The sequence below is a fragment of the Adonisia turfae CCMR0081 genome (genome assembly GCF_011009555.1).
Lineage (GTDB): Bacteria > Cyanobacteriota > Cyanobacteriia > Phormidesmidales > Phormidesmidaceae > Leptothoe > Leptothoe turfae.
In genome coordinates this window covers 263,799-289,087 of sequence record NZ_QXHD01000003.1, presented here as the reverse complement: position 1 = coordinate 289,087, position 25,289 = coordinate 263,799, and the positions used below count along the sequence as shown (strand labels likewise).

Here is a 25,289-nt window from a genome sequence, read left to right as displayed (position 1 = left end):
GTATGCCAAGATCAATTGCAACAAGGTTAATAATGATAGTTCACAGTGAAGTAAAAGCCATCATCCTGGACATTGTCACCCCGATCATTCAAGTCGACTAACGGTAATCCATAATCCAGCTGCAGGCTAAGCCCCTCCAAGGGTTGGTAGGCAACGCCGAGACCTGCTCCCACCAAAAAACGCTGAGAGGGTTGTACATTGGGATTGCCGTTTTGATTCCATACATATCCCATATCCAGGAATGGCATGATTTGGAGGATGGATGATTGAGTGTCTTGATCGCGGAGCACGGTAATTCGGTCTTCCACTGATAGACGAAAACCATTATCCCCAGAACGAACATTTTGACGATATCCCCGTAGGGACTGACCACCCCCAATAACAAACTGTTCTGAGGCCAGTAAACTATCAGAGGCTAGTTGACCGCTGGCTTGTATAATCAGCAAATTGTTTTTATCTAACCGTTGAACTCGCTGAGCTTGTCCTAGCCAACTGAGAAATTGACTATCGGGAGTGGGGGAGCCATTATTGGTCGCGTTAAATAGGCCAGTACCCAGGCTGAATTGAGATTGAAACGCCCACGCGCCAGAGGGGTCTCGCCGGATGTAATCCTGACCAAATTTAATCACACTGGTACGGCTAATGCCATTGGCATCCGGGCCGCTACCAAAGGGAAAAGGAGAACCGAACAGAAAGGTTTGGCCTTCACGATAGGCAAATCCTAAAGAGAGCGCAAATTCTTCTCGGGGTGTACGCACGAGGGGTTGGCGAAAATTAACTTCATAAAACTCAGAGTCACCGCTGACATCCAGACTGGTCAAGGTTTGGGTGCTATCGCTAATCAGCGTCCGTAGCTGCAGCGTTCCGTCCATGGCATTTAACGGAATTCGATAGCCGATATCATACAGGTTAGACCCCCCAGTGGTGGAACGATGATAGGCCAAGGAAATCTGGTCTCCCCAACCAGTCAGGTTGCGGTAACTTAGACCGATGCCCATGCGTACATCCCCCACACTGGGAGGTGAATAGTTATCGATGGAGAGATCCGCATTAAACGGTTTTGCCTCATCCACGGTAACTGCCAGAACACTTTCTCCCAGGTCTTCTCCGGGGAGCAGGGTGCCTTCCACAGAGTCAAATAGGGGATTGAGTTGTAGTAACCTGAGCTGATCTTCTATTGCCCCCAGTTGAACAGGGGTATCGGTTCCCAGACCAAGGCGCTGCTCTAGATAACGGGTTTGAGTTTGTTGATTGCCTTCAATTTGAATCTGACCAATACTGCCTTCAATCACTTGGATGAGAATAGACCCTTCAGTAATATCTTGTTCTGGTAGAATCGCCCGAGACGTGAGATAGCCCTGATCAAAGTAAAGACGGGTAATGGCATCAGCTAGGGTCTGTAGCTCTGCTAAAGAAACGTCTCTTCCTTCTAGAGGCTGGACTAGCGGATCAAACTCTTCTGGACCAAAGATAGTACTGCCTGACACCTCAATTTGGATAACAGAAATAACCACATCCTCACCCGGTATCGGCTGCTCTGTAGGAGATTCAGGTGGAGTAATCTCGGGAGTTGTGTCAGATGGAATCGCTTCTTCAGGATTGGGTAGGGATTGGGGTAGGCGATCTTGGTTGGGGTCAGGGCGTTGGGCAAGGACTGGGGATACGCAAAGTATGGAAAGCAGAAGCGTGATCTTAGGAATATTCTGTCGCATAGATAGGAACCTAATCACATTAATCAATGAAAAAGACAAGCAGGATATCTTCTTTCCTAGTAATGCAACTGGCAATCTGTTTCTGATATAGTTTGACTCTTTTCATTGGAGATAGCTGGAAAGTCTAGATCTGGTATGTCCACGACAATGTCCACATCAGGGACTGTCTCACAAATGGGATCGGAGAGTAGTCGCGTTGCTTGCAGATCTATCCACAGTTCTAAAAGGTTAGATGGTAGTGTCGGTTCCGGCTCTGGTTCTGGTTCCGGCTCTGGTTCTGGTTCCGGCTCTGGTTCTGGTTCCGGTGCCGTATTGGTCAGGTTAAACGTGGCAGAGTCTAACATTGCAGCATCCGCAGTCACGGTAAAATCACCGCCGGTTTCATTTGCCGTTAGCAGACTGGTAGCGGTGGCCAATCCCGTGGCATCGGTCATGACACTGCTATCTGGACTGGCGCTTGCTCCACTACTGCCAGGATTTGCCGTAAAGGTGACAGTGACATCAGGAATCGGTAGTGCCGAATTAACAAAGTTTTCTGTGACTTGAACTGCCAGAACTGTGTCAAAAGATTCGTTCACCAGGGTACTTTGGCCATCTCCAGTCACCACCGTCAGGCCATAACCTTGGGACTCGAAAGCGCCAATATCTACTAGGTCATTGAAGCGATTAGCTCCCCGTTGGTCCGTGGTGAGACCTGCCGCTGTGGCTAGGGCATTACTGCCCGTGTCACGCACCGGACTGCCGAGATAGAAAGCATGGGTTTGGGTAGGACCGCCGTAGTCGCCGAGGGGCAACAGCTCTGGATCGACTGGAGCGGCGTCACTACCGACCAGGGTGCTGGTGGTGAATAGGCCCTGGGAATCAACGCCAATCAGGTTATTGCCCCCATCGGCAATCGGGGAAATGATGGCACTTATTCGTCGCACATCCGGATGTACCGTAGCCACATTCTGGGCAACGATGCTGTTGTTCAAGGTGATCAGCGCCGTATTGGCACCGACACCCACGTGAAGATTGAGAATGCCACCAGCTGAACTACCTGGATTGGTCACTTCATTCTGGACAATGGTGCTATTGGTGATGGTGATGGTTGAGCCCAAGAGGGAAGTTTGCCCCCGGTTGTAGATACCACCCCCACCAAAAACGGCTTCATTGCCAGAAATAGTACTGTTGTTAACAGTTATCACTGCACTATTGTCCGAATTTTGTCCCAGGCTGGCAATGCCGCCGCCAACATTCGCCTTATTGCCAGTAATGAGGCTGTTATTGACGTTTATCACCGATGCATTCGGTGCGGGAGGTGCGGGAGACGTGAATGTGGTGTTGGACAGGCCACCGCCGTTGCCTCCAGCCGTATTGCCAGAAATGGTGCTGTTGTTGATAGTCACTAACGCGGCATTGGTGATAGTTCCATAGCTAGAAATCCCCCCCCCATCATCTGCCGCTCTATTGCCGGAAATGGTGCTGTTGTTGACGGTAAGGGTGCCTCTATTGTGGATAGCTCCCCCATCGTCTCCTGCACCACCAGTATCGGCCACCCCACCGGAAAGGATGGTTTCGTTGATTTCTAATTCGGCACCCAGGGCCACATGCAGCAGACGGAAGTCAGGCGCAGTGGCATCCCGCTCCAGGGTATTGCCCATACCGTTGATGGTTAGCTTTTCCGCTGCCGTAATGGAGGGTAAGCCATTGGCCCCATTGGTCATGTTATCCACTGCGGTGAGGGTAACGTTGTTGGCCAGGTTAATGGTATCTGTTTCTACATTGCCATTGGCCGTATTAATGGCATCAATCAAACTGGTGGCATCGGTGGCCGTAAAGACTTGCAACAGGCCGTCATACTCCGTCAGGGTTGTTTGTTCAAAGGCATTATCCGCTTCAATCGTGCCGATCGAACGCTCCAGAGTCCAGTCACCGCCTCGGCTACTACTGCCGGTTAAATCCGTGCTGCCAGCAATATCAACTCCGGTTAATCCAGCAATTTGATCTAGCAGTGCCAGTCCACTTTCCCCTCGTGCTGTTAAACAAGCGTAGATCAAGATATCAGCTTCGGCACCGATTAACCCGCCCCACTGTTGTAACTGACTTCTATATTGTTCCAGAGTCTCATCACTGATATAGGCATTACCTAACCAAAATTCTCCCTCATTGCCCTCCGAGACAATATGGATGGCATCAATAACATCTGTCGCTCCTACTTGGCTGAGAATCTCGGTGACGCGATCAATGCCATTTTCACTGGTGGGCACGACTACCGTAGTGGTCCCGGCCTTGGCTCCATAAAGTAGTTGGGTGTAATCGGGTGCGATCGCATCCAGAAAGACTAGCTCATTAGCATTGGTGCCGTTTTCACTAAATCGGGTGATAATTGGAGCGCTGTGTTGACCACCGTGGGTGCGAATTGTTTGAGTGGGATCTTCGAGAACCAAGACTTGATTAGCAGCGGCTAGCTGCACTTGGTTACCAGATACTGTTCCAGCGACAACCACATCGCCTGGATTAACGGATGTATTTAATAACCAGATCCGTCCAGCATCATCTACGTCTACGCCAGTCGCAACGGTAACGTCTCCTCCAGTCAAAAGATCTGAAAGAGAACTTGCATCAGCTAATTCAGTCGCATTTTCAGCTGCTGCTGGCATCTCCAGACTCAGTAGCAGCTGCGGATGATCAATCCGTACCCGTCGCTGACCCGGTATAGCGGCCATAGTGACGTGGTTGCCTGAGAGAGTGCCAGTATTGACGACGGTGCCACCAATGAGGCTAAGATTGTTGCCGTCACTGACTGCTAAGTTTCCTGCGTTAACAATACTACCGGGGCTGCTGCCAAACAACAGGCTATGGGGATTACCGATTAAGCTAGCATAGTCATTTTCACCGATGGCATTGAACCAAACATCGTCTATGGCAACACCATCGGCGGTAGTCACCATAAAATCTGCTGGCACGTTTAAAGTGGCGTCAGCGCCAAAGATGACTCCGGCTGGATTGATTAGATACAGGTTGGCGCTGCTGTTACTAACTTGTATGAGGCCGTTAATAACTGACGGGTCACTGCCAACTACGCGCCCGAGAATGTTTTGAATATTTTGATTACTGAGAAAGTTGGCTATTTCTCCTGAGCTTAATCCAAACTGCTCAAAGCTATGGAACAGGTTGGCTCCATCTCCTGATAGGCTACCACCGTCGATATTGTACTGATTGCCATCTACTGTGACAATGGTTTGCGCTCCATTACTATCCACTGTAATTGATTGGGCTTGGGCAGGTGGCAGATGAAATAAAACACCCAGGAACGGAATTAATAGAATACGGCTGGAGAGCACGGACTTTAAAGCTAGCATGGTTGAAAATATATTCTTACCAAGAAATAATCTGACTGTATCTGTAGATTTTTCTGAGGAAACTGTTGTTAGACTAAAAGACTAAACACCAGACTTAATCAGGTTTTCTACCAGACTATTCCATTTTTTTAGATTACTAACCTCAGAGATTTTACGGTGACTGAAATCTCGAACAACTCTCAATAAAGTTTCCCTAACGCACCACTTCCAGCTATGGATCCTAAGCATCATGAGCAATCACTGGCCTCTAATCCTGGCACCAATGGGCAGGATACAGTCCCTCTGCAATACGCTGATGGATGGTCGTAATTTAAAAACAGCTCGTCAAAAAGACCGCTGATAGTCTGCCCCCAAGGCGAATGACCACGATACTGAAGGGTCTGGTACCGTCATCCCGTTTAGTTAACGGGTGCTTATTTATATGCTTTTCTCTAGAGTATGTCAGGTCCTGACTATAAGGTAGCTACCAGCTCCAATCATTAAACCACCTGCAACCTTTTTTGACACTTTTTGAAGTTTCCTTCGTTCCAGAAAACGTGCAACATGGGTAGCAAACACAGCATATAAAATCTTTACGCCACCAACTCCAAAAACTATTATTGACACGATAGTTATCAGATCAAAGACTGCTAACGTTGATAGATCTTCAAACATAGGTAATAGGCTGGCATAGAAGAAAATTGCTTTGACATCTCCCAAGGTTAAGATAAAGCCTGAGACAAAGCTTGTTGTCAGCCCCCGCTTGGCATTACCTATACTACACGTTGCGATGTCAACAGGTTCATCATTGGATCGCCACAGTGATATTCCGAGCCAAATCAGATACATGCCGCCCAACACTTTGACAAGTATAAAAAAACCACCCATTGTTTCAGCAACAACAGACAGACCTAGGATTGCCAGGGCCACAAATACAAGATCGCCGCAAACTATACCCATAGCCACAGCAATCCCACTTTTAACGCCCAAAGTTGCTGCACGCGTAACAACCAATGCAACACTTGCACTTGGCAAAGCTGCTAAAGCAGCCATCATTGTAAAAAGCGTAGTGACCTCTATAAGGCTCATTGCAAGGGAATCCCGAACGATATCTTAATACTAACAATATAACTAATCTCTAAAAACCACTCCAATGTGATGCGAATTTTCTCGACAAGAATCACACCATTCTCATGCAGTTTGAGAGGATTTGGCCCAGTTATTTCAGACAGTTAATTGAGAGATTTAAGCAGTCCAAAATCAGCACTAATTTGGACATGGGTATTGACGACAACGACGACAACGACAACATAATTGTCCCCAAGCACAATTGCAGCTTTTCTCTGTTCTCTGATAGTGCAGGCAAGGCACTGCGACTCTATATCCTAAACGTTTGATCGAGTACCTGCACCACTAAGCACAAAACCCAGACGATTAAACCCAAAAAGCCGGGGCGTGAACCCGGCTTTTTGGGTGGCTGTGTTGTGTACCTGCGGGACATTAACGCCAGCAAAGAAGTCATTGGCCCAGACCTATGGACCCGCGCGGCTGTTGAATGAAGATGCCGCAGACCTTGACATAGCCTTAGCGTTGGTCGCCGGACTAGGGGAGCACCGGCAGACCGCAACCCGTTTAGAATCAGCTGCCCATCAGCGCCTGGGCAAGCGCGATGTAGAGCGGTATTCCCAAGGCAATCGCAACCGGTGTGCCAACAGCTGTGGACGAGCCGATGTAGGCGGAAGGGTTGGCTGATGGGATGCCGGCTCGTAAAGTGGGCGGCCCTGAGATATCTGAACTGGAGGCGGCGATGACGGCAAGGATGACGACGCCTCCAGGGCTGAAGCCCGTAACAGCATGGGCGATCATGCCGAAACCAAAGGCAATGAAGCCATGCAGCAGCGGTGCCACCAGGGCGTATACGGCATACCACTGGGCTACCTTACGCAGCTCGTTAATTCTTGCCGTGGCTTCCATACCCATGATTAGCATCAGGATCGAAAGCAGACCACGGAAGAGGGGATCGAAGAAACTCTCATAGACGCTTTCTGGCCGAGTCAAGAGACCTAGAGCAATACCGAGCAGCAATGCCGATAGAGCAGAGCCCTGGAGACTTTCTTGAATGATGGGCCATATCTTGACCTTATTATTTGCGGCACTGCTCTGCTTGCTACGATACTCAACTGCGGTACCTCCTCCCTGCTGGGCGCGATACTCTTGCTGGCCGAGATACTCCTGCTTGCTGAGATGCTCGTCTGCGGCATTGCGCTGCTTGCTGAGATAAACACTGGCCAAGACAATCGCAGTCACGAGCGCTGGGATATCCATAAATGGATAGAGTGCGGCGGCCCAGGGCTCGTATTGCATACCTCCCGTTTCCATTAGTGTCAGGGCGGCGGCGAGGGTAGAACCACTCACGGCACCGAACAAGCCTGCGGTCGCAATGGCATCCACGACTTTGACGTTTGGCAGCTTGGCCAAAGTGTAACGCCCGATAAACACGATAAGGATGCCCACTGCCATGGCAAACGCTGCCGGCAAAAGCATCTCCGCCAGATTTGCATTGCGGATCGCAATGCCGCCGCTCAGGCCGACTTTAATGAGCAGCATAAAGACGATGAACTTATAGACCGCATCCGGAATTGCCAGTCGGCTACCGAGGGCGGCAACAACTCCACCACCAATTAGAAAGCCGAGTGTCGGGGACTGCAACTTCGCCAGGAAGTTCGTCAAAAAATCGGACAAGAAATCCACTAATACCTCCTTCCGCCTCCTCTAACGAGGAATGATTATTGTGATAAGTGAGCTTTAAAAAGTAGGGGTAAAGCGCTTCACCCCTAAAGTACAGGTGTTACGCGAGAACCTGTCGACAGAGTATTCAGAGAGGGCCACTCTCCAAACAGGGCTGGAAGATAACTGCTATTTTGCATTACCTTCTATAGATTTTGATCTATTAAAATCTAAATCTCTATGTATTTAAGTCTATCCTGAAATGCACAGATTTTTGCGCACTCTCAACAAGGATTTGGAACGCAATGTCAAATTCCAATCATAAGTTTTTCTTTTTTCTGTTTGGTGATCTTCGCTTCTGGTTAATGTAAATTGCGATCGCAGAGTTTTCTCAAGGCGACATACCCTTGACCCAAGAGTCAAATAACTGCCATCCCACCTTGTCAATAGAATATTGAGCCTATCCGCCTAGCAAACATCCACTAACGAAACCTCAATTAAGCACTTGACCGAGGGGTATGCATAGCGATCTGACCTGCCGCCGCTATCAGCACTGAAACTGCTCGAAACCTGAGCCCTATTGACCTAACCAAATTTCTAATATCTCGCCGCTAGCCTCCCTTGAGGCCTTAATGTCGCTGTCCAACAACCAAATTTCTGATATCTCACCTTTATCTGGGCTGGACCCAACCAAATATTTAGCAATCGGCAACAGCTGAATTGGTTGGCTTGCGAGGCAGGTGAGATCCACTCGCCCATCTATCCTGTGCAACCAGAGAGTGTTTGTCTCTTCTCGTCTAGCAATTTGCTCGCCCCATCTATACCCCCGAATATGGGGGGTCTGAGGCCACCCCGTCTTTGTGATGGGTAGCTCCACAAGCGCCTTGAGGTCCAATGACGATGCCTCAAGGCGAATATCTTATCCCTAGGATGGGTCGTATCAATCCATTTGCAATGCGGGTAGTTCTGTTGGTGGGGTCGGCTCTAAGGGGGTACTGTAACGAGCGGCGTTTATCCAAGTTACTGAAAGGAGTAAACCAAGACCGCAACCGAGCAAGAAGCTCCAACCGTGGGAGGCGTCTAAAACACAGAGCAAACGGCGATCACCGCTATATACCTGCACTAGCCAGCCTTCGCTGGTGTTGTCAAACTTGGTCCGCAGTTTAGTTGAGTCAAACTTGTTCATGGTGTCCGTTCCATGCTGATCAAATATATATATGACGGTGGCAGACAAGTGCCCGTCGTTACGCAAACACCTGTCAGAAATTCACCTGTGACTGGAGATACTCTCCAGGAGAGAGACTGGATCGCTCACACTTGACATTGATGTCGAACGAAAGACAAAAGTCTATGCTTTTACCTTGAACGATATTCTTAAGTCTATACTTAGATTTGCTTCGACGACCACATTTTTTTCAAAGTTAGTGAAGAAGCCTTGTTCTCTTACGACCTCAATCGGCACACAAGCCGTCAACGATACAAAGCCCACATCCAAAAGGATAAGTGTTTTTTATAAAATGCTTCCGCTAATCTGAGCCCATCTTACTCAAAAGAGGGTAGTGGATTGGTCGATCTTTGTCATAAACTTAAATATATGGTTCAAGATAAAACCATAGATTCTTATCTTGAATTATCACAACAAAACGCATCAAGAGGTAACCTAAATGACCCAGCAAGCCAGCAAGCTCGTCATCGTCACGGAAAAGTTGCTGCTGAAACAGATCGCCAAGATCATCGACGAAGCCGGGGCCCCCGGTTATACGGTGGTGGACGCTGGCGGTAAAGGCAGTCGCAATGTGCGCTCGTCGGGACAACCCACCGTTTCTGGCACTTACTCCAATGTAAAGTTCGAGGTACTTACCCCAAGTCGGGAGATGGCCGTGAAGATTTCAGATGAGGTTGCAGCAAAGTTTTTCGACGATTATTCGGGCATTGCCTATCTCTGTGACGTGATGGAGGTACTGTACGCGCACAAGTTCTGACTCCAAATCCCTTAGTGGTGCAGAAAACTCTGTCGTCCATGGTCAATGGTCTCATCATGGGAACGTCACCACCTTTAAGAACTCAATCCGAGAGTTTCGAGCCTGCTGATAATGCTTCAAGGTATAGACTTTCGGAAGATTTCGCTGGGGCAGAGTTGTGCGGCTGTGCAGTACCTTTAACTCTTAGCTGATCGTTTTTGCTCAGGCCGCTCTAACGTTGTGTGCGGGGCAAAATTATTGGCGGAGGCTGCCACAATCGCAACCTGCACCCATCCCATTTATAAATCACTAAAAACCGATCATCGCAAGTGAGATAGCTGACTACACTACAGTAATGACAGACGATTGCTCCAACATTGATCTGTCTCTTAGCAAAATTCTCTCTCGATTACAGCCGAACGGTTTGCTTGTACGCCTGCAAATATCTACGGTATCCTACAACCTTTGCTAGCAAAGGTTGTAAGATTATCACCCCTGACATCACCGTTAGCACCTTGGCCAACAACAACTGACATTGTATTAGCTAGGAGCTTAGGGGTTACTCATTCTTCGATAGGAGCGTAGAATGTGCCTTCGACTTCAACAATATCGTCTTGATTAAGCCGATCTACCTCAATGATCGTGCGGGGTGGATAGGGACCCTCTCCCCAGAGTTCTTGCTGAATCTGGTTGACAATTGGGCGATAGCGATACATATCTGTCACATACACCACTAGACGTACTGCGTCCCGCAGGCTGGCTCCCTCTGATTCAGCAATCAGCTGCATGTTTAAAAATGCTTGTCGGACACGACCTTCAGCCTCGGGAACCAGGGCATTCAGTTCGGGATCAATCCCCCGCATCCCTGCAACAAAGATATAGTCTCCCGCACGGGTCCCCAGACTCCATGTGGCAGTTGGAATAATACCGCCTTCAGGAGTTAACGTTCTAACACCATTAGGAGATACATGATCGTCAGCAGCCACTGGACTTGATAGTATTCCCAGGGTTGCGATCGCAAGCATTGAAAAAGCAATCGGTTTCATTCAGTTGAGCTTGGTCACACCAAGACGAGTGTAGGTAGTTAGCGAGGAAGACTGTGTACCCTTGGATACAAATCAGGCTATCCGTAACCGCTGAATATCCTGGATGGGGGGTGCCCCAAACATACGGGAATATTCACGGCTAAACTGCGAGGGGCTTTCGTATCCCACCTGATAGGCAGCATGGGTCGCGTCGACGTCTTCAGTTAGCATCAGGCGACGCGCTTCTAACAATCGTAATTGTTTTTGGTACTGTAGCGGGCTCATTGAGGTGACTGCTTTAAAGTGACGATGTAAGGATGAAGCAGACATGTTAGCTTGCTGTGCCAGCGCTTCAACCCGTAGCGATTGGGTAAAGTCAGTTTTGATCCGTTCGATAACTCCGGCGATGCGCTGCATGTGGCTACCGGAGGTGGCAATTTGACGTATCGCTTCACCATGTTTCCCTGTGAGCAGACGGTAGTAGATTTCGCGGATAATCATCGGTGCTAGAAATGGAATATCCTGTGGCGTATCTAAAAGCTGGGTCAGTCTGAGCGCACCATCAATCAGGAGCAAATCGACATCGCCGACGAACAACCCTCGACAGGAGCTGTCTTTGGCATCTGTTTTGAGTTGAACCTGGGTAGCAATATCAGAGAGTTGAAAGGGGGAGAGTTTTAACAGAAAACCTAAATATGGCTTGTCGGGCGTTGCCTCCACGATAAATCCTCTGACGGGTAGTTCAACAGAAACCATCAGATATTGAGCAACACCGTAGTGATAAGTCTCTTCACCGAGCAATATCTCCTTTTTGCCCTGAACAATGATGGCAAGTGCCGGTTCATAAACATTACATACCATCGTGGAAGCATCATCTCGAATGAATGCCAGTTGAGCGATCTCAGTTAGGTGAACGCCATTGCCCTGACTATCCGTGTGTCGTGCTGCCCGGATCGCTAGTTCTGCACAGCGACTAGCGATCTGATCGTGGTAAATCGTTTCAGTCTGCATGCTGGGTTTGGACGACTGCAATCGTTGCCTACGGGTTCATTGTAGAGAATAGCTTCTCGACCAACATCTAGGTTGAGAGGATTAGGCAATAACCTGCCAGATTTGGGCATTCAGAGCCAATGTATCCCGACCTACGATCAACCCAAGCAAGCGCAGAAAGGGTAAAACCATGCCACAGGACAATCAAAAAATTGCATTAGTGACTGGATCGAGCCGAGGGTTAGGTAAAAACACCACATTGACCCTGGCCCGGAAAGGCGTCGATGTGATCGTGACGTATCACAGCAATGAGGCTAAAGCCAACGCAGTTGTCTCTGACATTAAGGAGATGGGGCGTGAGGCAGTTGCCCTGCAACTGGATAGTTCGAATACCCAAATGTTTGAAGATTTCGTCGGACAGGTAAAGCAATCTTTGCAACATACCTGGCAAACGGATCGCTTTGATTTCCTGGTCAATAATGCAGGGTTTGGATTCAATCAGCCATTTACTGAGATCACTGAAGATGGCTTTGATCGCCTGTTCAACATTCACGTCAAAGGTGTTTTCTTCCTCACGCAGAAACTCTTGCCCTTGATCAAAGATGGCGGACACATCGTGAATCTTTCGTCAGGGCTAGCAAGGTTCAGCTTGCCAGGGTACTCGGCCTATGCCAGCGCGAAAGGGGCGATTGAGGTATTAACCCGATATCTAGCAAAGGAGTTAGGTAACAGACAAATCCGGGTAAATGTTGTGGCCCCTGGCGCGATCGAGACGGATTTTGGTGGGGGTGTCGTCCGCGACAATAAGGAACTCAATAATTTCATTGCATCCCAAACGGCCCTTGGACGGGTGGGGGTACCCGATGATATTGGCGGTGCGATCGCATCTTTACTCTCTGAGGACAACCGCTGGATTAACGGGCAGAGAATCGAAGTCTCTGGCGGCATGTTTCTGTAATGCAAATCAGTTTTAGCCACACCTATCCAAACAGCCCAAAACCGGAAAACGATCCAAAACCGGACTGAACCTTCCGTTCGATCGCTGATCGCATTTCGGTCCCTCAATTCCCTCCCAACTCAAATTTCATGGAGAAAACAATGACACAAGTATGGTTCATCACAGGCAGCTCACGCGGCTTGGGTCGCGATCTTGTTGAAGCGGCATTGGCTGCTGGGCATTCGGTTGTAGCGACCGCCCGGAAACCCGAACAGCTTGACGATCTGGCTGGAAAACATGGCGACCGCCTGCTGCCTTTGGCATTGGATGTCAACGATGCCGACGCTGTGCAAGCCGCCATCGACAAAGCTACAGACCGCTTCGGGCGTATCGATGTTGTTGTGAACAACGCAGGCTACGGAAACACGGCATCTGTTGAAGACATCACCCTCAAAGATTTCGAAGAACAAATGCAGACCAACTTCTTTGGTGTGGTCTATGTCTGCAAAGCCATTACCCCTCTTATGCGCAAGCAAGGCTCGGGCGTGATCTTCCAGATTGCATCTGTAGGAGCACGCATGGCCTCGCCTGGATTGACAGCATATCAGGCCGCGAAGTTCGCGGTGCGCGGTTTCTCTCTCGGTTTTGCACAGGAAGTCGCCCCGTTTGGCATCAAGATATCCACCATTGAACCGGGTGCAATGCGTACTGATTGGGCTGGATCTTCAATGGAAATACCGGCCATCAGCGAACCTTATCAGCAAACCGTCGGAGTCTGCGCGGACATGCTGCGCCAGATGTCGGGCACGCAGCCGATTGACCCGGTCAAAGTCGCAAATGTGCTTGTTGATCTGGCCGGGTGTGAGGATATCCCGAACGAACTACTGATCGGCACGGATGCGGTCGAATATGCCGGTGCTTTCGCGCAAGCCCTCGCTGAGACCGACGCCCAATGGCGCGATGTATCGACCTCAGTGAACTACGACGAGGTCACTTAGGCATTTCCCCCTTTCAAACCGAATAAAACAAGAGAGCACCATGACCATACGCCCATTTCTTGGTAACCACATCGCAGTTGCACTGACCGCGCTGACCCTTTCCTGGTCCGCGCTCCCGGTCTATGCTGAAGACACCGTCAGCAGGACGGGATGCCCCGAAGACGCGACGGATTGCGTCGAACATGAAAACATCACCCTGATCCGTGACTTCGTGGCCGAAGTCGTCAATGGTGGCAATATCGATGCCATTCCGGACTACTGGCATGACGACATGGTTTGGCGCGGCGGTAGCCTTGGAGAGTATCATGGCATCGAAGCTTATATGGACTTCGTGCGTGCAACCGCTGGAACCGCCTTCACGGACATGTATCTGGAGATCGACGAGATCCATGCGATTGGCGATGATCTTGTGATCGACCGGTTTACCAACAGCGGAATGAATTCTGCATCCTTCATGAGCTATGAGACTACCAACCGGCGCGCGCAGTGGGACGGAATGGCCTTCTACCGTATTCGCGACGGCAAAATCACCGAGGCATGGTTCGCCGAGGATATCCTCAGCATCTTCTTCCAGTTGGAACTTCTGGAACAGTGATAGCCCATTGTCTGGTGGCGAAGTGACTTAGCCCTTCGCCACCAGACAAAAGTCGATTGCCAGCCGGATGGCATGCGACATCGCCAAATTTTCAAGCTGTCCGGAGCCTGCATCAAAGGCTGGCTATGGCATTCACTATGCTACACAATATTACGCTTCTAAGTATGCTGTTGTCGGACTGACTAAAGCGGGTGCTGTAGAATACACTAAACAAGGCATCAGCATTGTCCGACCGACCGCTAGCGTATTCTGAAGAGAATCATCGAATCGCTACCAATTGATTAGGCAACTCATGACTTTCTCATAATAACTAGGGGAATCACAAACAAGATACAAGCAAAGAGAAAAAATAAACTACCCAAGAGACTTAATACATCTCCCACCCTAATACTTGCCGCCATAAAAAAGCTTGCCGATAGGATGAATAAAGCCCATCCCCAAAGCTGAAATTTCAGTTCGATCTTCTGAACGCGATTATTATGCTGTGACATTTACAGATAATCCTAAAAACTGCTAATACTCATCCATAAACCGTTGCTTTCCAATGCTCCATACTGAACTGAAAAGTAGAGAATAGACTTAATCGGAAATAAAGGCATTCGCTAGCAGGCCAATGGTATCGGGCTCCCATGGTCCCAGCTACTGTTGTGTTCGTCTTTGGTCAACAGCAGCCTCAGAAAACTTCATCAAAAAAATCAATCATAGATTTCCATGAACGTCGAGCCGCTGCTTCATGATACTGCAGGCCATTCTCTGGCATATTTGCACCCTCAAACGTAAACGCGTGTACTGCGCCACCATGAATGTGCGCCTGCCAATCAGCCTTACGTTCGTCCATCTCATGGGCAAATGCCAGGTAATCATCGATGGGTACTAACGGATCATCCCAACCATGTTCGATAAGAATACTTGCCTCCATTGGCTTCGTATCCTTCAGACTGTTTCTAGTCAGTCCGCCGTGAAAACTAACAACACCCTGAAGGGCATCTGGCACTGACCTCGCCAAGTCGAGTACACACAAGCCGCCGAAACAATACCCTATGGCACCAATTCGGGTAGTATCCACCGTCTCTATCTCTCTGATAGCCGCATAACCAGCCTGTAAGCGATCTCGCAAAACACCTCGATCCTCAAGCAGGGGAATCATTAAATGCGAGTTGTCACCCGTGGGATCACCGCGCATACCCTTACCGTACACATCGACGGCAACGGCGACATATCCCAGTTGTGCTACACGTTGGGTAATATTCTCCATAGGCTCGTTCAAACCATCCCATGCATGGGCTACAAAAATGGCCGGCAGAGCCTTCGTCACGCGTTCTGGTTGGGCAACGTACAGATCGAATTCCATTCCATGTAACTCGTATGTTGCTGCATTTGTTGATATTGAGTTCACTGTAGGCTCCCAAAAGTAACGCTACGAGCGTAGAGCCTTTAGAGTTGAATGTATTGAACGTTTGCGACATCTATAGGTAGAACGCTGAAAATCCCTTGGGTCAGGTACAGTTGAATTAGTTCAATCCCTAGAGTACACTCATCAAAAACTTTCTCTATAGCGTTTGAGTAAACTGAAAGTTCACCTCAGGTTTTTTACCTGAAATGATATTTGCGATCGCTTTACCCGAACCGCAAGCATGGGTCCAACCCAGGGTGCCATGGCCTGTATTGACAAATAAATTAGAGTAACGAGTTTTTCCAATATAGGGCACATTAGAGGGCGTCGAGGGGCGTAAGCCAGTCCAGAACTTGGCCAGCTTTGGATTAGTGGCCCCCGGAAATAGCTCCATCACCCGATCAACAATGGCATTGCAACGGGCTGCATTCAACGCTAACCCATAGCCATTCAACTCTGCTGTGCCAGCCACCCGTAGCCGATTGCCCAGTCGAGAGAAAACCACCTTATACTCATCATCCGTAAGACTGGTGGTATAGGCTAAATCCTCACATTCCACTGGAAATGTGGCTGAATACCCCTTAACTGGGTAAATTTTCAAATTAATACCCAACGGCTTAACTAGTTGTGGACTGTAGCTACCCAGACAGACTACGCAAGCATCTGGATTAAGGGTGGCGCGACTGCCATCTGCCTGGGAAATTTGCAATCCATTCACCTTCTCACCAAGTGTTTCAAGCAAATGCACCTGGGTATTCCACAAGAATTTAACCCCTCTTTGCTCACATAGGTGAGCTAAGTTTTGCGTAAACCGATGGGCATCTCCAGACTCGTCAGCGTCGGTATAGGTTGCCCCCACAATTCTGTCCTGAACAGTTTTAAGTGCTGGCTCAATACGAACAGCATCCTCCGCTGTCACCACCTGACGATCACAGCCAAAGTCTTGCATAATCTTGGTCGACTTAATGGCCGCCTTAAACTCTCGCTGACTAGTATAAAAGTGCAGAATGCCCTTCGTGAGATGATCGTAAGCGATGCCTGTTTCTGAGCGCAGGGCTTGCAAAGCGCTACGGCTAAATGTGCCCAGATTCAACAGCTGGATCAAATTATGACGGGCTCGGGAGTGCACACATTCCTGCAAGAACTGCCATCCCCAACACCATTGGCCCACATCGGCCCGTAACCGAAACAACAAGGGAGCATCCTCACGGCCAATCCACTTGAGAATTTTCTCGGGTGTACCTGGATTTGCCCAAGGTTCAGCATGGGAAACGGAGATTTGTCCACCATTGGCAAAACTAGTCTCCAAAGCGGCGGCTGGCTGCCGCTCGATAACCGTAACGTCAAACCCTGCATTATGGAGAAACCATGCCGTAGTCACCCCAACAACACCAGCCCCTAAGACACAAACTTCCATGGGAAACCTCTCGGCAAATCGCCGCAAAAAGACAGCATTCGATAACGCCCCTCTCTGTCCTTTTACCTGAGAGATTCACAGACTAGAACCAAAACTAGGACTACTCTGCTTGCCCCTTCGGTGGCTGCCTAAAACAGCACTCTCCAGATTTTCCTACAGTTCAGCAGTAAATCGACCTGAGCGTTTTTGGGAATGCGCCTTCGGTGTCAGTGCAGGGGATAAACCCTACCAAGACTCTCCTGCATGAACCTGAATATGTATACACTACCAATAAATTTTAACTTAGCTTGATAGCGATCTGAAACTTAGCACTACTTTAGAATAGAATATAAAGGGGGAGTATTCGTTATTTCGGATCGGAATTTCGGATCGGAGAATAGACGCTAATTCACTAGAGTCTAAGTGCGCCTGCATCAAAAATATCGGGAGCTATGCAATTCCATGGCCATCAACAGCACATAGGGGACTGCACAAAAATAAAGGCCCTGGTTGGGGCTGTAGATGGGTAGATGAGTAATGGAGTAGCGCCAGTGCCCTACAACCCTCCAAATCCCTAGCACTATTCCTAGATTAGTTAAAGCCCGAAATCCCTGGCCCCGATCAGGCAGATAGCCGAACTATTTCCTTCATTGCTAAGTAACCTGTTTCGGCCTCGTATCTCTTAGCCGCAGAAAAATCTTTGCTCTTAAAATTTTTGCCACGTAACGCCGGATCAGGAATAATACCAGCAGGAACAGTTTCAGGACAATTTAGCATTACCTCAGCTGTATTGATGTAACAATCGAAACTGCTCATATAAAGGTATGCCTTTAAATCCCATAAAGTCTTAAATCTGAAAGGATCAACAACACGTTCGGCACGAATAATTGCCCCTGTATCCACTTGTGCATCTATATAGTGAATGGTAAACCCCGCAGCTTGCCGAAATGCCACAATATCTTGTGTTGCAGCTATATTTTCAATTGTGTAAATACCTCTTGCATAGGGCAACACAGCAGTGTGACTATTCACCAAACACCCAGCCAGTGTATCCACCCACTGTGGTTTGAAAAGTTGCCCGATACAGCTAAACAGCCAAGGTAATGAAGCTGTTTGGGTAATTGACTGTAGCCATTGTCGAGCAGTTTCGCTGTTTACATCATCATCAAGAAAGATCGTGTCTGGATGATGGCTAACTGCATCAGAACACAGGCCATGCGTGTTTACTATGGCCTGTATTGTTGCTTGTTCTGCTTCACTGATTTTTGGATACAGTTCTATCAGCTCCTGCCACTGATCTGCTGAGAGTTTATGTTGTCCTGCATATCGCGTATGAAACGCATGGCGTGCTTGTAATATAGATACATCTGGACGTTTTTCCCTGACCACAACACCGCGAAATTCAGGATGTTTCTCAAATCGTGTCCACCAGCGGCTGGTTAAGTAACTACATAAAATACTTGCATCAGTCAGCAAATAAACACCCATTTTTTGCATCTATATTGTTCTGATTCTCGATATATCTCAATGATACTTATGAGAAATCATACTCATCTATATTGGTATAATACAAGGTTACTTCTTCACCTGATGCAATATCTTTAATACTCGTGAGATGTGACCATAGGCCAATTTCGTCGGTTACCCACTCAACTTTTGAATTTGGAGTGCTGTCATGATTGCATAGCGAAGCAAGACCAAAAACAAAATACCCATCAACCTCATGATTGCATTGATAGGCTTCTGGTTGAACAAAGTAATATTTGGCAATTTGAGTTGTATCAATGATTTTACGTTCTGTTGATGGAAATGAGGCAACGGGAGCAATTTCAAGCACGGTGTTAGCAGCAATGGCTTTTGTAGTAACCACACCGCGCCCTTTAATGGCAATAGATTCTATAGCTAATAGATTTGTGCAGGTCATTGTCTAGGCCCCATATTGCTTGACTTTTCTTATAATGTCTCAACCTATTTTTTGTAGAAGACTTACATCTCAGATTTAGAGAATAGAAACGCACTAAATTTTAATAGAAATCTCGCAAGCCCCCAAGCGAGCTCAAGTTCACCCGATAACTATTAGACATTATCGGAACTAGAGAAAGGCATCTACAGCTTTGCTCTGCCCTCTTCGTCTACCCCGCTATAGCGTAACATCCGTACGTAACTCTAAATGAACGTTGTGAAGTCCGCAAGCTGTTTGCATCACATCAGCCACAAATGCCTCAACCCGATTACGGAATTTTTGCACCAAAATCTGACAGCGTTTGATGCCACCACTCTGATGTTCAACCTCGACCCGAAGGCTGGATATCCCTCGATTGATTACTTTTTAAGTCTAATATTGCAGCCTGGAATTATCCTTACTTTGTGAGTTCAAATGTGTTTATTCCAGCACTACTGATGGGGAATGCAGTAGTGTATAAACCGTCAGATCTTGTTGTGATGATACGAGGCGCGATCGCAACCTTTCTTCATGAATTAGGTATCTTCTCAAGCAGAATGGTGTGAAAAAACGCTGCAATATATTGCGGCAATTAATGCGTTTGTGGAAGTGGGTTTGCGAACCAGTTGGGACAAGGCTGGGGAGGAACCTGAAGAACCGGGCCGTGAGCATTTGGCGAATGCCGCCATTGAGGCTATACGCCAGGCCAATCAGACAGGTGATTGGGTTGGACTGAGGAAGCAATGGCCACCAGCGCATCAACCGTTTATCCATTTGTTACAGGAGAATCACGCAGATGACGAGTTATCTCTGGACTTAAGTATGGAGCATGGGACGCTATCTAAAGATGGTCACTTGATTGCCGTGGGTGCGCAAAACAGTTGTCACTTAGTTTTTGATGCTCAGCTGAACCTGATCAGTGAGATTGGTCCCCACAGTGAATATCCACACTATGCTCTGTTCAGTGCAGATGGGCGTATGGTGGCATTCAATGCTTGTCATTTCTATAACGGCACAACAATCGGTATACTTACCGATGCCTTAAAAGGGATGAAGACTGACTTCTATGAGGAAGATAATCGCATTGCTCAACTAGAGGATGGAGCCAGAGTATATGCTGGAGTGAGCCACCAGGATGAGTTTATTGTGGGTGATGCCTCTGGCTATATCCGAGCATTTAGCATTGCTGGAGACTTTCGATGGCAGCTATTCATTGGCTCTGCTATTAGTAGTATGGACTTATCCTCGGATGGCAAAACTCTTGTTGTTTCTACCTATGCCGGGTTTCTCTCGATTATTCAGTTAGGTGCAGGTACCCCAGCACCTAACTGAATTGGCACCAATCACCATTTGAGTCACGTCGATGGCTCTTTTGGAAAAATGAACCGATGCCATTAATTTGGTGAGCGATGTGAGCTTAGGCCCTATGCCGCAACCATCACAGGAAAGGCTTCTTGTACAGCTGGATGAACAATTTTGCCATTAGCGACATTTAATCCTTGGGCCAGAGCGGCGTCTTTTAATAACGCATCCTGTCCCTGGTCAGCTAGCTTGAGCACATAGGGTAAGGTGCTGTTGTTCAATGCCTGGGTAGCTGTCCATGGCGCTGCTCCTGGCATATTAGGCACACCAAAGTGCACAACACCTGACTCAATATAGGTGGGTTGGGTGTGTGAGGTAGGTCGCAATGTCTCAATGCACCCCCCTTGATCCACAGCCACATCAATGATCACTGAGCCGGGACGCATTTTAGAAACTAAGGCTTTGTCAACCAGGGTGGGTGCTTTACGACCTGGAATTAAGACTGCACCAATCAATAAATCAGCCTCAGGAACAACACGCTCAATTTGAGCTGAGGTGCTATAGAGTAGCTCAACCCGTGACCCAAACAAGGTTTCCAGATAAGCAAGACGCTCAATGTTAATGTCTAAAATTTGCACTTGAGCCCCCATACCTACGGCAATGCGTGCAGCTTCCGTACCAACAATGCCTCCACCTAAAATCACCACACGTCCTGGCTGTACACCAGGAACACCCCCGAGGAGAACACCGCGACCACCCTGTTGTTTTTCTAAATATCGGGCTCCAAACTGAACGGCTAATCGCCCTGCAATAATGCTCATGGGTGTCAACAGCGGTAGTTTGCTGTCGTTGGTCATGACGGTTTCATATGCGATCGCACTCACCCCACTGGCCATCAATGCCTCAGTCAACTGAGGTTCTGCTGCTAAATGCAGGTAGGTAAACAACAATAAATCATGCCGAAAGTATCCATATTCAGAGGACTGGGGTTCTTTAACCTTGACCACCATATCCTGAGACCAGGGGATAGCAGCGTCCGTTACCAGGGTCGCCCCTGCGGCAGCATAATCCACGTTTGTAAACCCAGCCCCATGTCCTGCATTTTCCTCAACGACGACTTGGTGTCCCCGTTGGCACAGGGCCTGTACACTCGCAGGCGTTAATCCAACTCGAAATTCTTGATCTTTAATCTCTTTGGGCAGTCCAATTCTCATAACAAATTAACCTCCTATCGGTTGAGGGTGTGTCCTAACGTTGTTGTTGTAATACTTGCTGAAATATAAGGTGGGGATGTGGGGAAAGCCACCCGCTCTCATTTCAGTATTGACAGATTGAACGGTAGCACTAATCTTGATGATTGATCAATAGGGCACCTCGATTAATTCAAAAATAGAGTCTCAATATGAGATCATGGTTACGGATTAGGGTTGACAGGGAGACTTCTGATGGGACAACAAGGATTTTGGGATTTTGAGATCCGTCATCAAAAGCTGGAATCAAAAAAAGACCTGTTGACCTGCCTGGACGAGCTGATTCCGTGGGATGAGTTTCGACCGCTGTTAGAAAGCGTGTATGTCAAATCCCGTAAGCGTAAAGCAGGTCGTCGCCCGATAGATGTCATCCTCATGTTTAAGTTGTTAATCCTGCAACAGCTCTACAACATTGGTGACGATGAGCTGGAATACCAAGTGAATGACCGGTTGTCATTTATGCGATTTCTACATCTGGGCCTGGAAGATGCGGTGCCAGACGCGAAAACGGTGTGGTCATTTCGGGAGCGCTTACGCCAGGCCGAGTTAGTGGAAGGACTATTTGAGCAGTTTGGGGCCTATCTGAAGGCAACGGGCTACCAAGCCCAATGTGGTCAAATCGTCGATGCCACCTTAGTGCCAGTGCCTAAACAACGGAATAGTCGAGACGATAATGCCGAGGTCAAAGCAGGCAAGGTGCCTGAGGATTGGCAGGACAAGCCTCATAAGCTATCCCAAAAGGATGTGGAGGCTCGTTGGACCAAAAAGAATGGCACGTCTCATTACGGGTATAAAAACCATATCAATCGGGATGCGGGGCATGGGTTTATTCGTCGGTATACGGTCACCGATGCCTCGGTTCATGATTCTCAGGTATTGGGTCAACTGCTAGATGCGGACAATTCTGATGATGAGATTTGGGCCGATAGCGCCTATCTCTCGATAGCGATTGTCACCGTGTTAGAGATGATGGGTTTTGAGAGCCATATTAACGAACGAGCCTATCGCAATCGCCCCCTAACAGAGGTGCAGATAGCGGACAATCGTGAGCGTTCAAAAACCCGGGCCAAGGTTGAACATGTATTTGGGTCGATGGTCAATGAGATGGGGGGCAAAGTTGTTCGCACCATTGGGTTAGCCAGGGCCAAAACCATGCTCGGCCTCAAAAACTTGACCTACAATCTCAAGCGGTATGTCTTCTGGCAAAAACAAGACATGGCTGAAGTATTTGCCTAAAGGATGGGATATTCAGCTCTAAAACGGACACAATGCATGGGGGGTGTTTATTTCATATTCTGATTTCCAGAAACAAGGCTGGATAACAGTCTTATTTGAGACTCGATTCCTCAAAAAATCAATAAATAGAGGTGCCCAATAGAATTTGTAGCCTGTTGATAACAAATGGTAAAAAAACTCAATAAGTAGATTTTTATACAAAAACTATGACGATCCCTTGCTAGAGTTATAACATTGAAGACTCGCTACATAGGCCTCAAAAGATGGTGGTGCTATTTATCTACTTTTCATCTCTAAGCCCGAGTCATGAGCCCTTTAATTTGAATCTCAAAGAAGGGAGGCTTCATAAGCACTTGCTCAAATGGAACGGCGTCGGTTCGCCCTACGCTGGAGTGTTTGTGTAAGCCTACATGACAGTTTAGATCCGCTGAGCTTAAAGCTGTTGGTCAATAATGACCAAACAGGGATTGCGTTTAACTCTAGGTTGAGCGTATTTCCAGCGGAAGCTGTGGAAAGTTTGAGGTAGCTATAAACAGTAAGCTTTTCAAACGGTTGGTGTTGGAGGCAGCACCTGTACAATATTTGTTCTCATCTGTTGATACTGACCATGTTTCCAGGTCATTTACCTGGGGCTTAGACCTCTCAATTCCAAAAATGTGGGGCAGATTGGGAAGGTTGACCTTTGCCAGCGCTAAGCATTCCTGGGTGGGGAGATACTTGGTGTTGGTCTTGGGATCGCTGCATGGTGTGGATCGGCGGTGGGGTTGATTCTTTTGCAGAAGAATATTCCCATAACAAGACAACCGGTAAAGAAGCCATCGGTGATCGAGGCCACCCTAGCCCCCCAATTCTGGGGGGGATAAGATGACTAAACAACAGGCAATACCAGGAGTAATTATTCCCTATGGCACTATCTCTAACTGAGCAATGCGTTCTCATCACTGGCGCTAGCAGCGGTATCGGTACATCCTGTGCCCGATTATTTGCCCAGGCAGGTGCCCGCCTGATCCTGGCGGCTCGTCGTAAAGAGAAACTGCAAGCGCTTGCGGATGAATTACAAAAGCACTATCAGACCGAAACCCTTCTACTGTGCATAGATGTGCAAGATCGCCAGGCAGTCATGACTGCCATGGAAGGGCTGCCTGAAAAGTGGAAAACCATTGACATCTTGATTAACAATGCTGGTCTGAGCCGGGGGTTGGAAAAACAGTATGAATCCCCGATTCAAGATTGGGAGGAGATGATTGATACCAATATTAAAGGTCTGTTATACGTCACCCGTGCCGTCGTACCCGGCATGGTGACACGGGGCCAGGGACATGTGGTTAACATTGGCTCCATTGCAGCCCGGCAAACGTATATGGGTGGCAGCGTCTATTGTGCTACTAAAGCAGCAGTGAAGTCCTTATCAGAAGGGTTAAAAATAGACTTGCTAGGCACGCCTGTACGGGTGACTAACATCGAGCCAGGGTTAGTGGAAACTGAGTTTAGTAATGTGCGGTTTCGAGGCGATGATGATAAGGCTAACTCAGTTTATACGGGAATGACGCCCCTCACCCCCGATGATATTGCCGACACAATTTTGTTTTCAGTCACTCGTCCCGCCCACGTCAATATCAGTGAAATCTTTGTCATGCCGACGGATCAGTCTTCGGTCACCCATGTTCATCGGAGTTCAGTATAACGATGGCATTGATCATTGTCATCACTGTGTTTGGAGCGGCCTTTATCCAGGGGATTTCGGGATTTGGGTTTGCATTGGTAGCTATGCCAATTTTGTCTGGCATAACCAGTATTCAGGCAGCAGCTCCCCTTGTTGCCCTCACCACATTAACGAACAATCTCATACTGTGTATCTACTACCGCCAATCGTTTGACCGTAAAGTGGTCACCCACTTGTTGTTGGGATCCGTCCTAGGGATTCCCATTGGCTTTCTAGCCTTGAATTACATTCCTCCAGGACTGATGTTGATTACCCTAGGGCTGATCATTGTTGCCTATGCTCTATATTCCTTAAGGAGTCCAGCGGTGCCTGTTTTGAAGTCTAAATTGTGGGCTTATGGGGCTGGATTCACATCAGGTATTTTGTTGGGCAGCTTTAATCTGCCAGGACCACCAGTCATTTTGTATGGCACGAGTCAACGCTGGTCTCCGGAAACATTCAAAGGCAACCTCACCAGTTTTTTCTGGGTGAGTGTGGCGATTGTTGTTGTAGGGCATGGCTTTCAAAATCGACTCTCGGCAGATATTATTCGTCAGTTTTTAATGGCTGTACCGAGTGTAATGCTGGGATTATTGTTAGGTGTCATACTTGCAAAGAAGTTTGACCCTAATGTTTTTCGAAAAATTATCACTATTTTGTTAGCAATTATTGGAGTGCGGCTTATTCTCTCTGGCATCTATCTATAAATCCATAAAAGTATCAAAAGGGCAGCAAAGTTTTTCAGTCATTGTTCTTGCTGTCTATTTTTTGCTGTCATGAAATAGACATGTTTTCTTTAA

At 48.0% G+C, this 25,289-nt stretch carries 22 protein-coding genes and 1 riboswitch; of the genes, 10 read left to right on the top strand and 12 right to left on the bottom strand.

The features are described from left to right. Positions 1-26: 26 nt before the first annotated feature. The 5 genes from DXZ20_RS02005 to DXZ20_RS01985 form a co-directional block, all read right to left on the bottom strand. A complete protein-coding gene (locus DXZ20_RS02005) occupies positions 27-1,712 on the bottom strand; it encodes a ShlB/FhaC/HecB family hemolysin secretion/activation protein (protein ID WP_163696110.1) in 1,686 nt (561 codons plus the stop codon). A 56-nt stretch (positions 1,713-1,768) separates the two neighbouring features. After that, entirely contained in the window at positions 1,769-5,056 is a 3,288-nt protein-coding gene (locus DXZ20_RS02000; RefSeq protein WP_163696109.1) for a DUF4347 domain-containing protein, read from the bottom strand. A gap of 441 nt (positions 5,057-5,497) precedes the next feature. After that, positions 5,498-6,091: a LysE family translocator gene (locus DXZ20_RS01995; protein WP_348918533.1), complete on the bottom strand. Its 594-nt coding sequence runs from the start codon at positions 6,089-6,091 to the stop codon at positions 5,498-5,500. A 582-nt stretch (positions 6,092-6,673) separates the two neighbouring features. Next, on the bottom strand, positions 6,674-7,786 hold the full coding sequence (locus DXZ20_RS01990) for a sodium-dependent bicarbonate transport family permease (RefSeq protein ID WP_163696105.1): 1,113 nt from the start codon (positions 7,784-7,786) through the stop codon (positions 6,674-6,676). A 916-nt stretch (positions 7,787-8,702) separates the two neighbouring features. Continuing rightward, a complete protein-coding gene (locus DXZ20_RS01985) occupies positions 8,703-8,948 on the bottom strand; it encodes a hypothetical protein (RefSeq protein ID WP_163696104.1) in 246 nt (81 codons plus the stop codon). 478 nt (positions 8,949-9,426) lie between these two features. Here DXZ20_RS01985 and DXZ20_RS01980 point away from each other — a divergent pair, with 478 nt between their 5' ends. Next, entirely contained in the window at positions 9,427-9,744 is a 318-nt protein-coding gene (locus tag DXZ20_RS01980; RefSeq protein WP_006514274.1) for a P-II family nitrogen regulator, read from the top strand. 542 nt (positions 9,745-10,286) lie between these two features. On the opposite strand, the gene DXZ20_RS01975 is transcribed toward DXZ20_RS01980, so the two are convergent. Beyond that, entirely contained in the window at positions 10,287-10,769 is a 483-nt protein-coding gene (locus DXZ20_RS01975) for a RidA family protein (RefSeq protein WP_250565148.1), read from the bottom strand. A gap of 72 nt (positions 10,770-10,841) precedes the next feature. Beyond that, complete coding sequence (locus DXZ20_RS01970) at positions 10,842-11,759, bottom strand: AraC family transcriptional regulator (RefSeq protein WP_163669558.1); 918 nt, start codon at positions 11,757-11,759, stop codon at positions 10,842-10,844. Between the two features lie 169 nt (positions 11,760-11,928). On the opposite strand from DXZ20_RS01970, the gene DXZ20_RS01965 reads away from it, so the two are divergent. From DXZ20_RS01965 to DXZ20_RS01955, 3 genes are all read left to right on the top strand, one after another. Next, positions 11,929-12,696: an SDR family NAD(P)-dependent oxidoreductase gene (locus DXZ20_RS01965; protein ID WP_163669560.1), complete on the top strand. Its 768-nt coding sequence runs from the start codon at positions 11,929-11,931 to the stop codon at positions 12,694-12,696. A 140-nt stretch (positions 12,697-12,836) separates the two neighbouring features. Further along, a complete protein-coding gene (locus tag DXZ20_RS01960; RefSeq protein ID WP_163669562.1) occupies positions 12,837-13,673 on the top strand; it encodes an SDR family NAD(P)-dependent oxidoreductase in 837 nt (278 codons plus the stop codon). Between the two features lie 40 nt (positions 13,674-13,713). Beyond that, the gene (locus DXZ20_RS01955; RefSeq protein WP_163669565.1) at positions 13,714-14,268 is read left to right on the top strand and encodes an ester cyclase; all 555 of its coding nucleotides are present in this window, start codon (positions 13,714-13,716) and stop codon (positions 14,266-14,268) included. A 673-nt stretch (positions 14,269-14,941) separates the two neighbouring features. Here DXZ20_RS01955 and DXZ20_RS01950 read toward each other — a convergent pair. The 4 genes from DXZ20_RS01950 to DXZ20_RS01935 all read right to left on the bottom strand — a co-directional run bounded on the left by DXZ20_RS01950 (position 14,942) and on the right by DXZ20_RS01935 (position 18,981). Beyond that, a complete protein-coding gene (locus tag DXZ20_RS01950) occupies positions 14,942-15,619 on the bottom strand; it encodes a dienelactone hydrolase family protein (RefSeq protein ID WP_163696102.1) in 678 nt (225 codons plus the stop codon). Between the two features lie 199 nt (positions 15,620-15,818). Beyond that, positions 15,819-17,078, bottom strand: coding sequence for a D-amino acid dehydrogenase (locus tag DXZ20_RS01945; RefSeq protein WP_163696100.1), 1,260 nt, complete (start codon positions 17,076-17,078; stop codon positions 15,819-15,821). A 44-nt stretch (positions 17,079-17,122) separates the two neighbouring features. Next, positions 17,123-17,235: riboswitch (glycine riboswitch) on the bottom strand. A gap of 443 nt (positions 17,236-17,678) precedes the next feature. Continuing rightward, positions 17,679-18,554, bottom strand: coding sequence for a formyltransferase family protein (locus DXZ20_RS01940; RefSeq protein WP_163696098.1), 876 nt, complete (start codon positions 18,552-18,554; stop codon positions 17,679-17,681). Positions 18,555-18,591: 37 nt separating this feature from the next. Further along, positions 18,592-18,981, bottom strand: coding sequence for an SET domain-containing protein-lysine N-methyltransferase (locus DXZ20_RS01935; protein WP_163669572.1), 390 nt, complete (start codon positions 18,979-18,981; stop codon positions 18,592-18,594). Positions 18,982-19,424: 443 nt separating this feature from the next. Between DXZ20_RS01935 and DXZ20_RS38660 the strand changes: the two genes are divergently transcribed. Continuing rightward, the gene (locus DXZ20_RS38660; protein ID WP_431732062.1) at positions 19,425-19,565 is read left to right on the top strand and encodes a hypothetical protein; all 141 of its coding nucleotides are present in this window, start codon (positions 19,425-19,427) and stop codon (positions 19,563-19,565) included. Between the two features lie 49 nt (positions 19,566-19,614). After that, positions 19,615-20,331, top strand: coding sequence for a WD40 repeat domain-containing protein (locus DXZ20_RS01925; protein ID WP_250565562.1), 717 nt, complete (start codon positions 19,615-19,617; stop codon positions 20,329-20,331). Between the two features lie 92 nt (positions 20,332-20,423). Here DXZ20_RS01925 and ald read toward each other — a convergent pair whose 3' ends face one another. After that, positions 20,424-21,515: an alanine dehydrogenase gene (gene ald / locus DXZ20_RS01920; RefSeq protein WP_163696096.1), complete on the bottom strand. Its 1,092-nt coding sequence runs from the start codon at positions 21,513-21,515 to the stop codon at positions 20,424-20,426. A gap of 231 nt (positions 21,516-21,746) precedes the next feature. Here ald and DXZ20_RS01915 point away from each other — a divergent pair, with 231 nt between their 5' ends. The 4 genes from DXZ20_RS01915 to DXZ20_RS01900 all read left to right on the top strand — a co-directional run bounded on the left by DXZ20_RS01915 (position 21,747) and on the right by DXZ20_RS01900 (position 25,196). Further along, positions 21,747-22,787 carry an IS5 family transposase gene (locus DXZ20_RS01915; protein ID WP_163696094.1) on the top strand — a complete coding sequence of 347 codons (1,041 nt, stop codon included), beginning with the start codon at positions 21,747-21,749 and terminating at the stop codon, positions 22,785-22,787. Positions 22,788-23,469: 682 nt separating this feature from the next. Continuing rightward, positions 23,470-23,655: a hypothetical protein gene (locus DXZ20_RS01910; RefSeq protein WP_163696092.1), complete on the top strand. Its 186-nt coding sequence runs from the start codon at positions 23,470-23,472 to the stop codon at positions 23,653-23,655. A 36-nt stretch (positions 23,656-23,691) separates the two neighbouring features. After that, positions 23,692-24,471, top strand: coding sequence for an SDR family oxidoreductase (locus tag DXZ20_RS01905; RefSeq protein ID WP_006514287.1), 780 nt, complete (start codon positions 23,692-23,694; stop codon positions 24,469-24,471). Between the two features lie 2 nt (positions 24,472-24,473). Next, entirely contained in the window at positions 24,474-25,196 is a 723-nt protein-coding gene (locus tag DXZ20_RS01900) for a sulfite exporter TauE/SafE family protein (protein ID WP_163696090.1), read from the top strand. Positions 25,197-25,289 lie beyond the last annotated feature (93 nt).

What these genes read in the sequence shown, in the direction of transcription:
- DXZ20_RS02005 (WP_163696110.1), bottom strand. Translation starts at nt 1,712, where the DNA reads ATGCGACAGAATATTCCTAAGATCACGCTTCTGCTTTCCATACTTTGC.
- DXZ20_RS02000 (WP_163696109.1), bottom strand. Translation starts at nt 5,056, where the DNA reads ATGCTAGCTTTAAAGTCCGTGCTCTCCAGCCGTATTCTATTAATTCCG.
- DXZ20_RS01995 (WP_348918533.1), bottom strand. Translation starts at nt 6,091, where the DNA reads ATGATGGCTGCTTTAGCAGCTTTGCCAAGTGCAAGTGTTGCATTGGTT.
- DXZ20_RS01985 (WP_163696104.1), bottom strand. Translation starts at nt 8,948, where the DNA reads ATGAACAAGTTTGACTCAACTAAACTGCGGACCAAGTTTGACAACACC.
- DXZ20_RS01980 (WP_006514274.1), top strand. Translation starts at nt 9,427, where the DNA reads ATGACCCAGCAAGCCAGCAAGCTCGTCATCGTCACGGAAAAGTTGCTG.
- DXZ20_RS01975 (WP_250565148.1), bottom strand. Translation starts at nt 10,769, where the DNA reads ATGAAACCGATTGCTTTTTCAATGCTTGCGATCGCAACCCTGGGAATA.
- DXZ20_RS01970 (WP_163669558.1), bottom strand. Translation starts at nt 11,759, where the DNA reads ATGCAGACTGAAACGATTTACCACGATCAGATCGCTAGTCGCTGTGCA.
- DXZ20_RS01965 (WP_163669560.1), top strand. Translation starts at nt 11,929, where the DNA reads ATGCCACAGGACAATCAAAAAATTGCATTAGTGACTGGATCGAGCCGA.
- DXZ20_RS01960 (WP_163669562.1), top strand. Translation starts at nt 12,837, where the DNA reads ATGACACAAGTATGGTTCATCACAGGCAGCTCACGCGGCTTGGGTCGC.
- DXZ20_RS01955 (WP_163669565.1), top strand. Translation starts at nt 13,714, where the DNA reads ATGACCATACGCCCATTTCTTGGTAACCACATCGCAGTTGCACTGACC.
- DXZ20_RS01950 (WP_163696102.1), bottom strand. Translation starts at nt 15,619, where the DNA reads ATGGAATTCGATCTGTACGTTGCCCAACCAGAACGCGTGACGAAGGCT.
- DXZ20_RS01945 (WP_163696100.1), bottom strand. Translation starts at nt 17,078, where the DNA reads ATGGAAGTTTGTGTCTTAGGGGCTGGTGTTGTTGGGGTGACTACGGCA.
- DXZ20_RS01940 (WP_163696098.1), bottom strand. Translation starts at nt 18,554, where the DNA reads ATGCAAAAAATGGGTGTTTATTTGCTGACTGATGCAAGTATTTTATGT.
- DXZ20_RS01935 (WP_163669572.1), bottom strand. Translation starts at nt 18,981, where the DNA reads ATGACCTGCACAAATCTATTAGCTATAGAATCTATTGCCATTAAAGGG.
- ald (WP_163696096.1), bottom strand. Translation starts at nt 21,515, where the DNA reads ATGAGAATTGGACTGCCCAAAGAGATTAAAGATCAAGAATTTCGAGTT.
- DXZ20_RS01915 (WP_163696094.1), top strand. Translation starts at nt 21,747, where the DNA reads ATGGGACAACAAGGATTTTGGGATTTTGAGATCCGTCATCAAAAGCTG.
- DXZ20_RS01905 (WP_006514287.1), top strand. Translation starts at nt 23,692, where the DNA reads ATGGCACTATCTCTAACTGAGCAATGCGTTCTCATCACTGGCGCTAGC.
- DXZ20_RS01900 (WP_163696090.1), top strand. Translation starts at nt 24,474, where the DNA reads ATGGCATTGATCATTGTCATCACTGTGTTTGGAGCGGCCTTTATCCAG.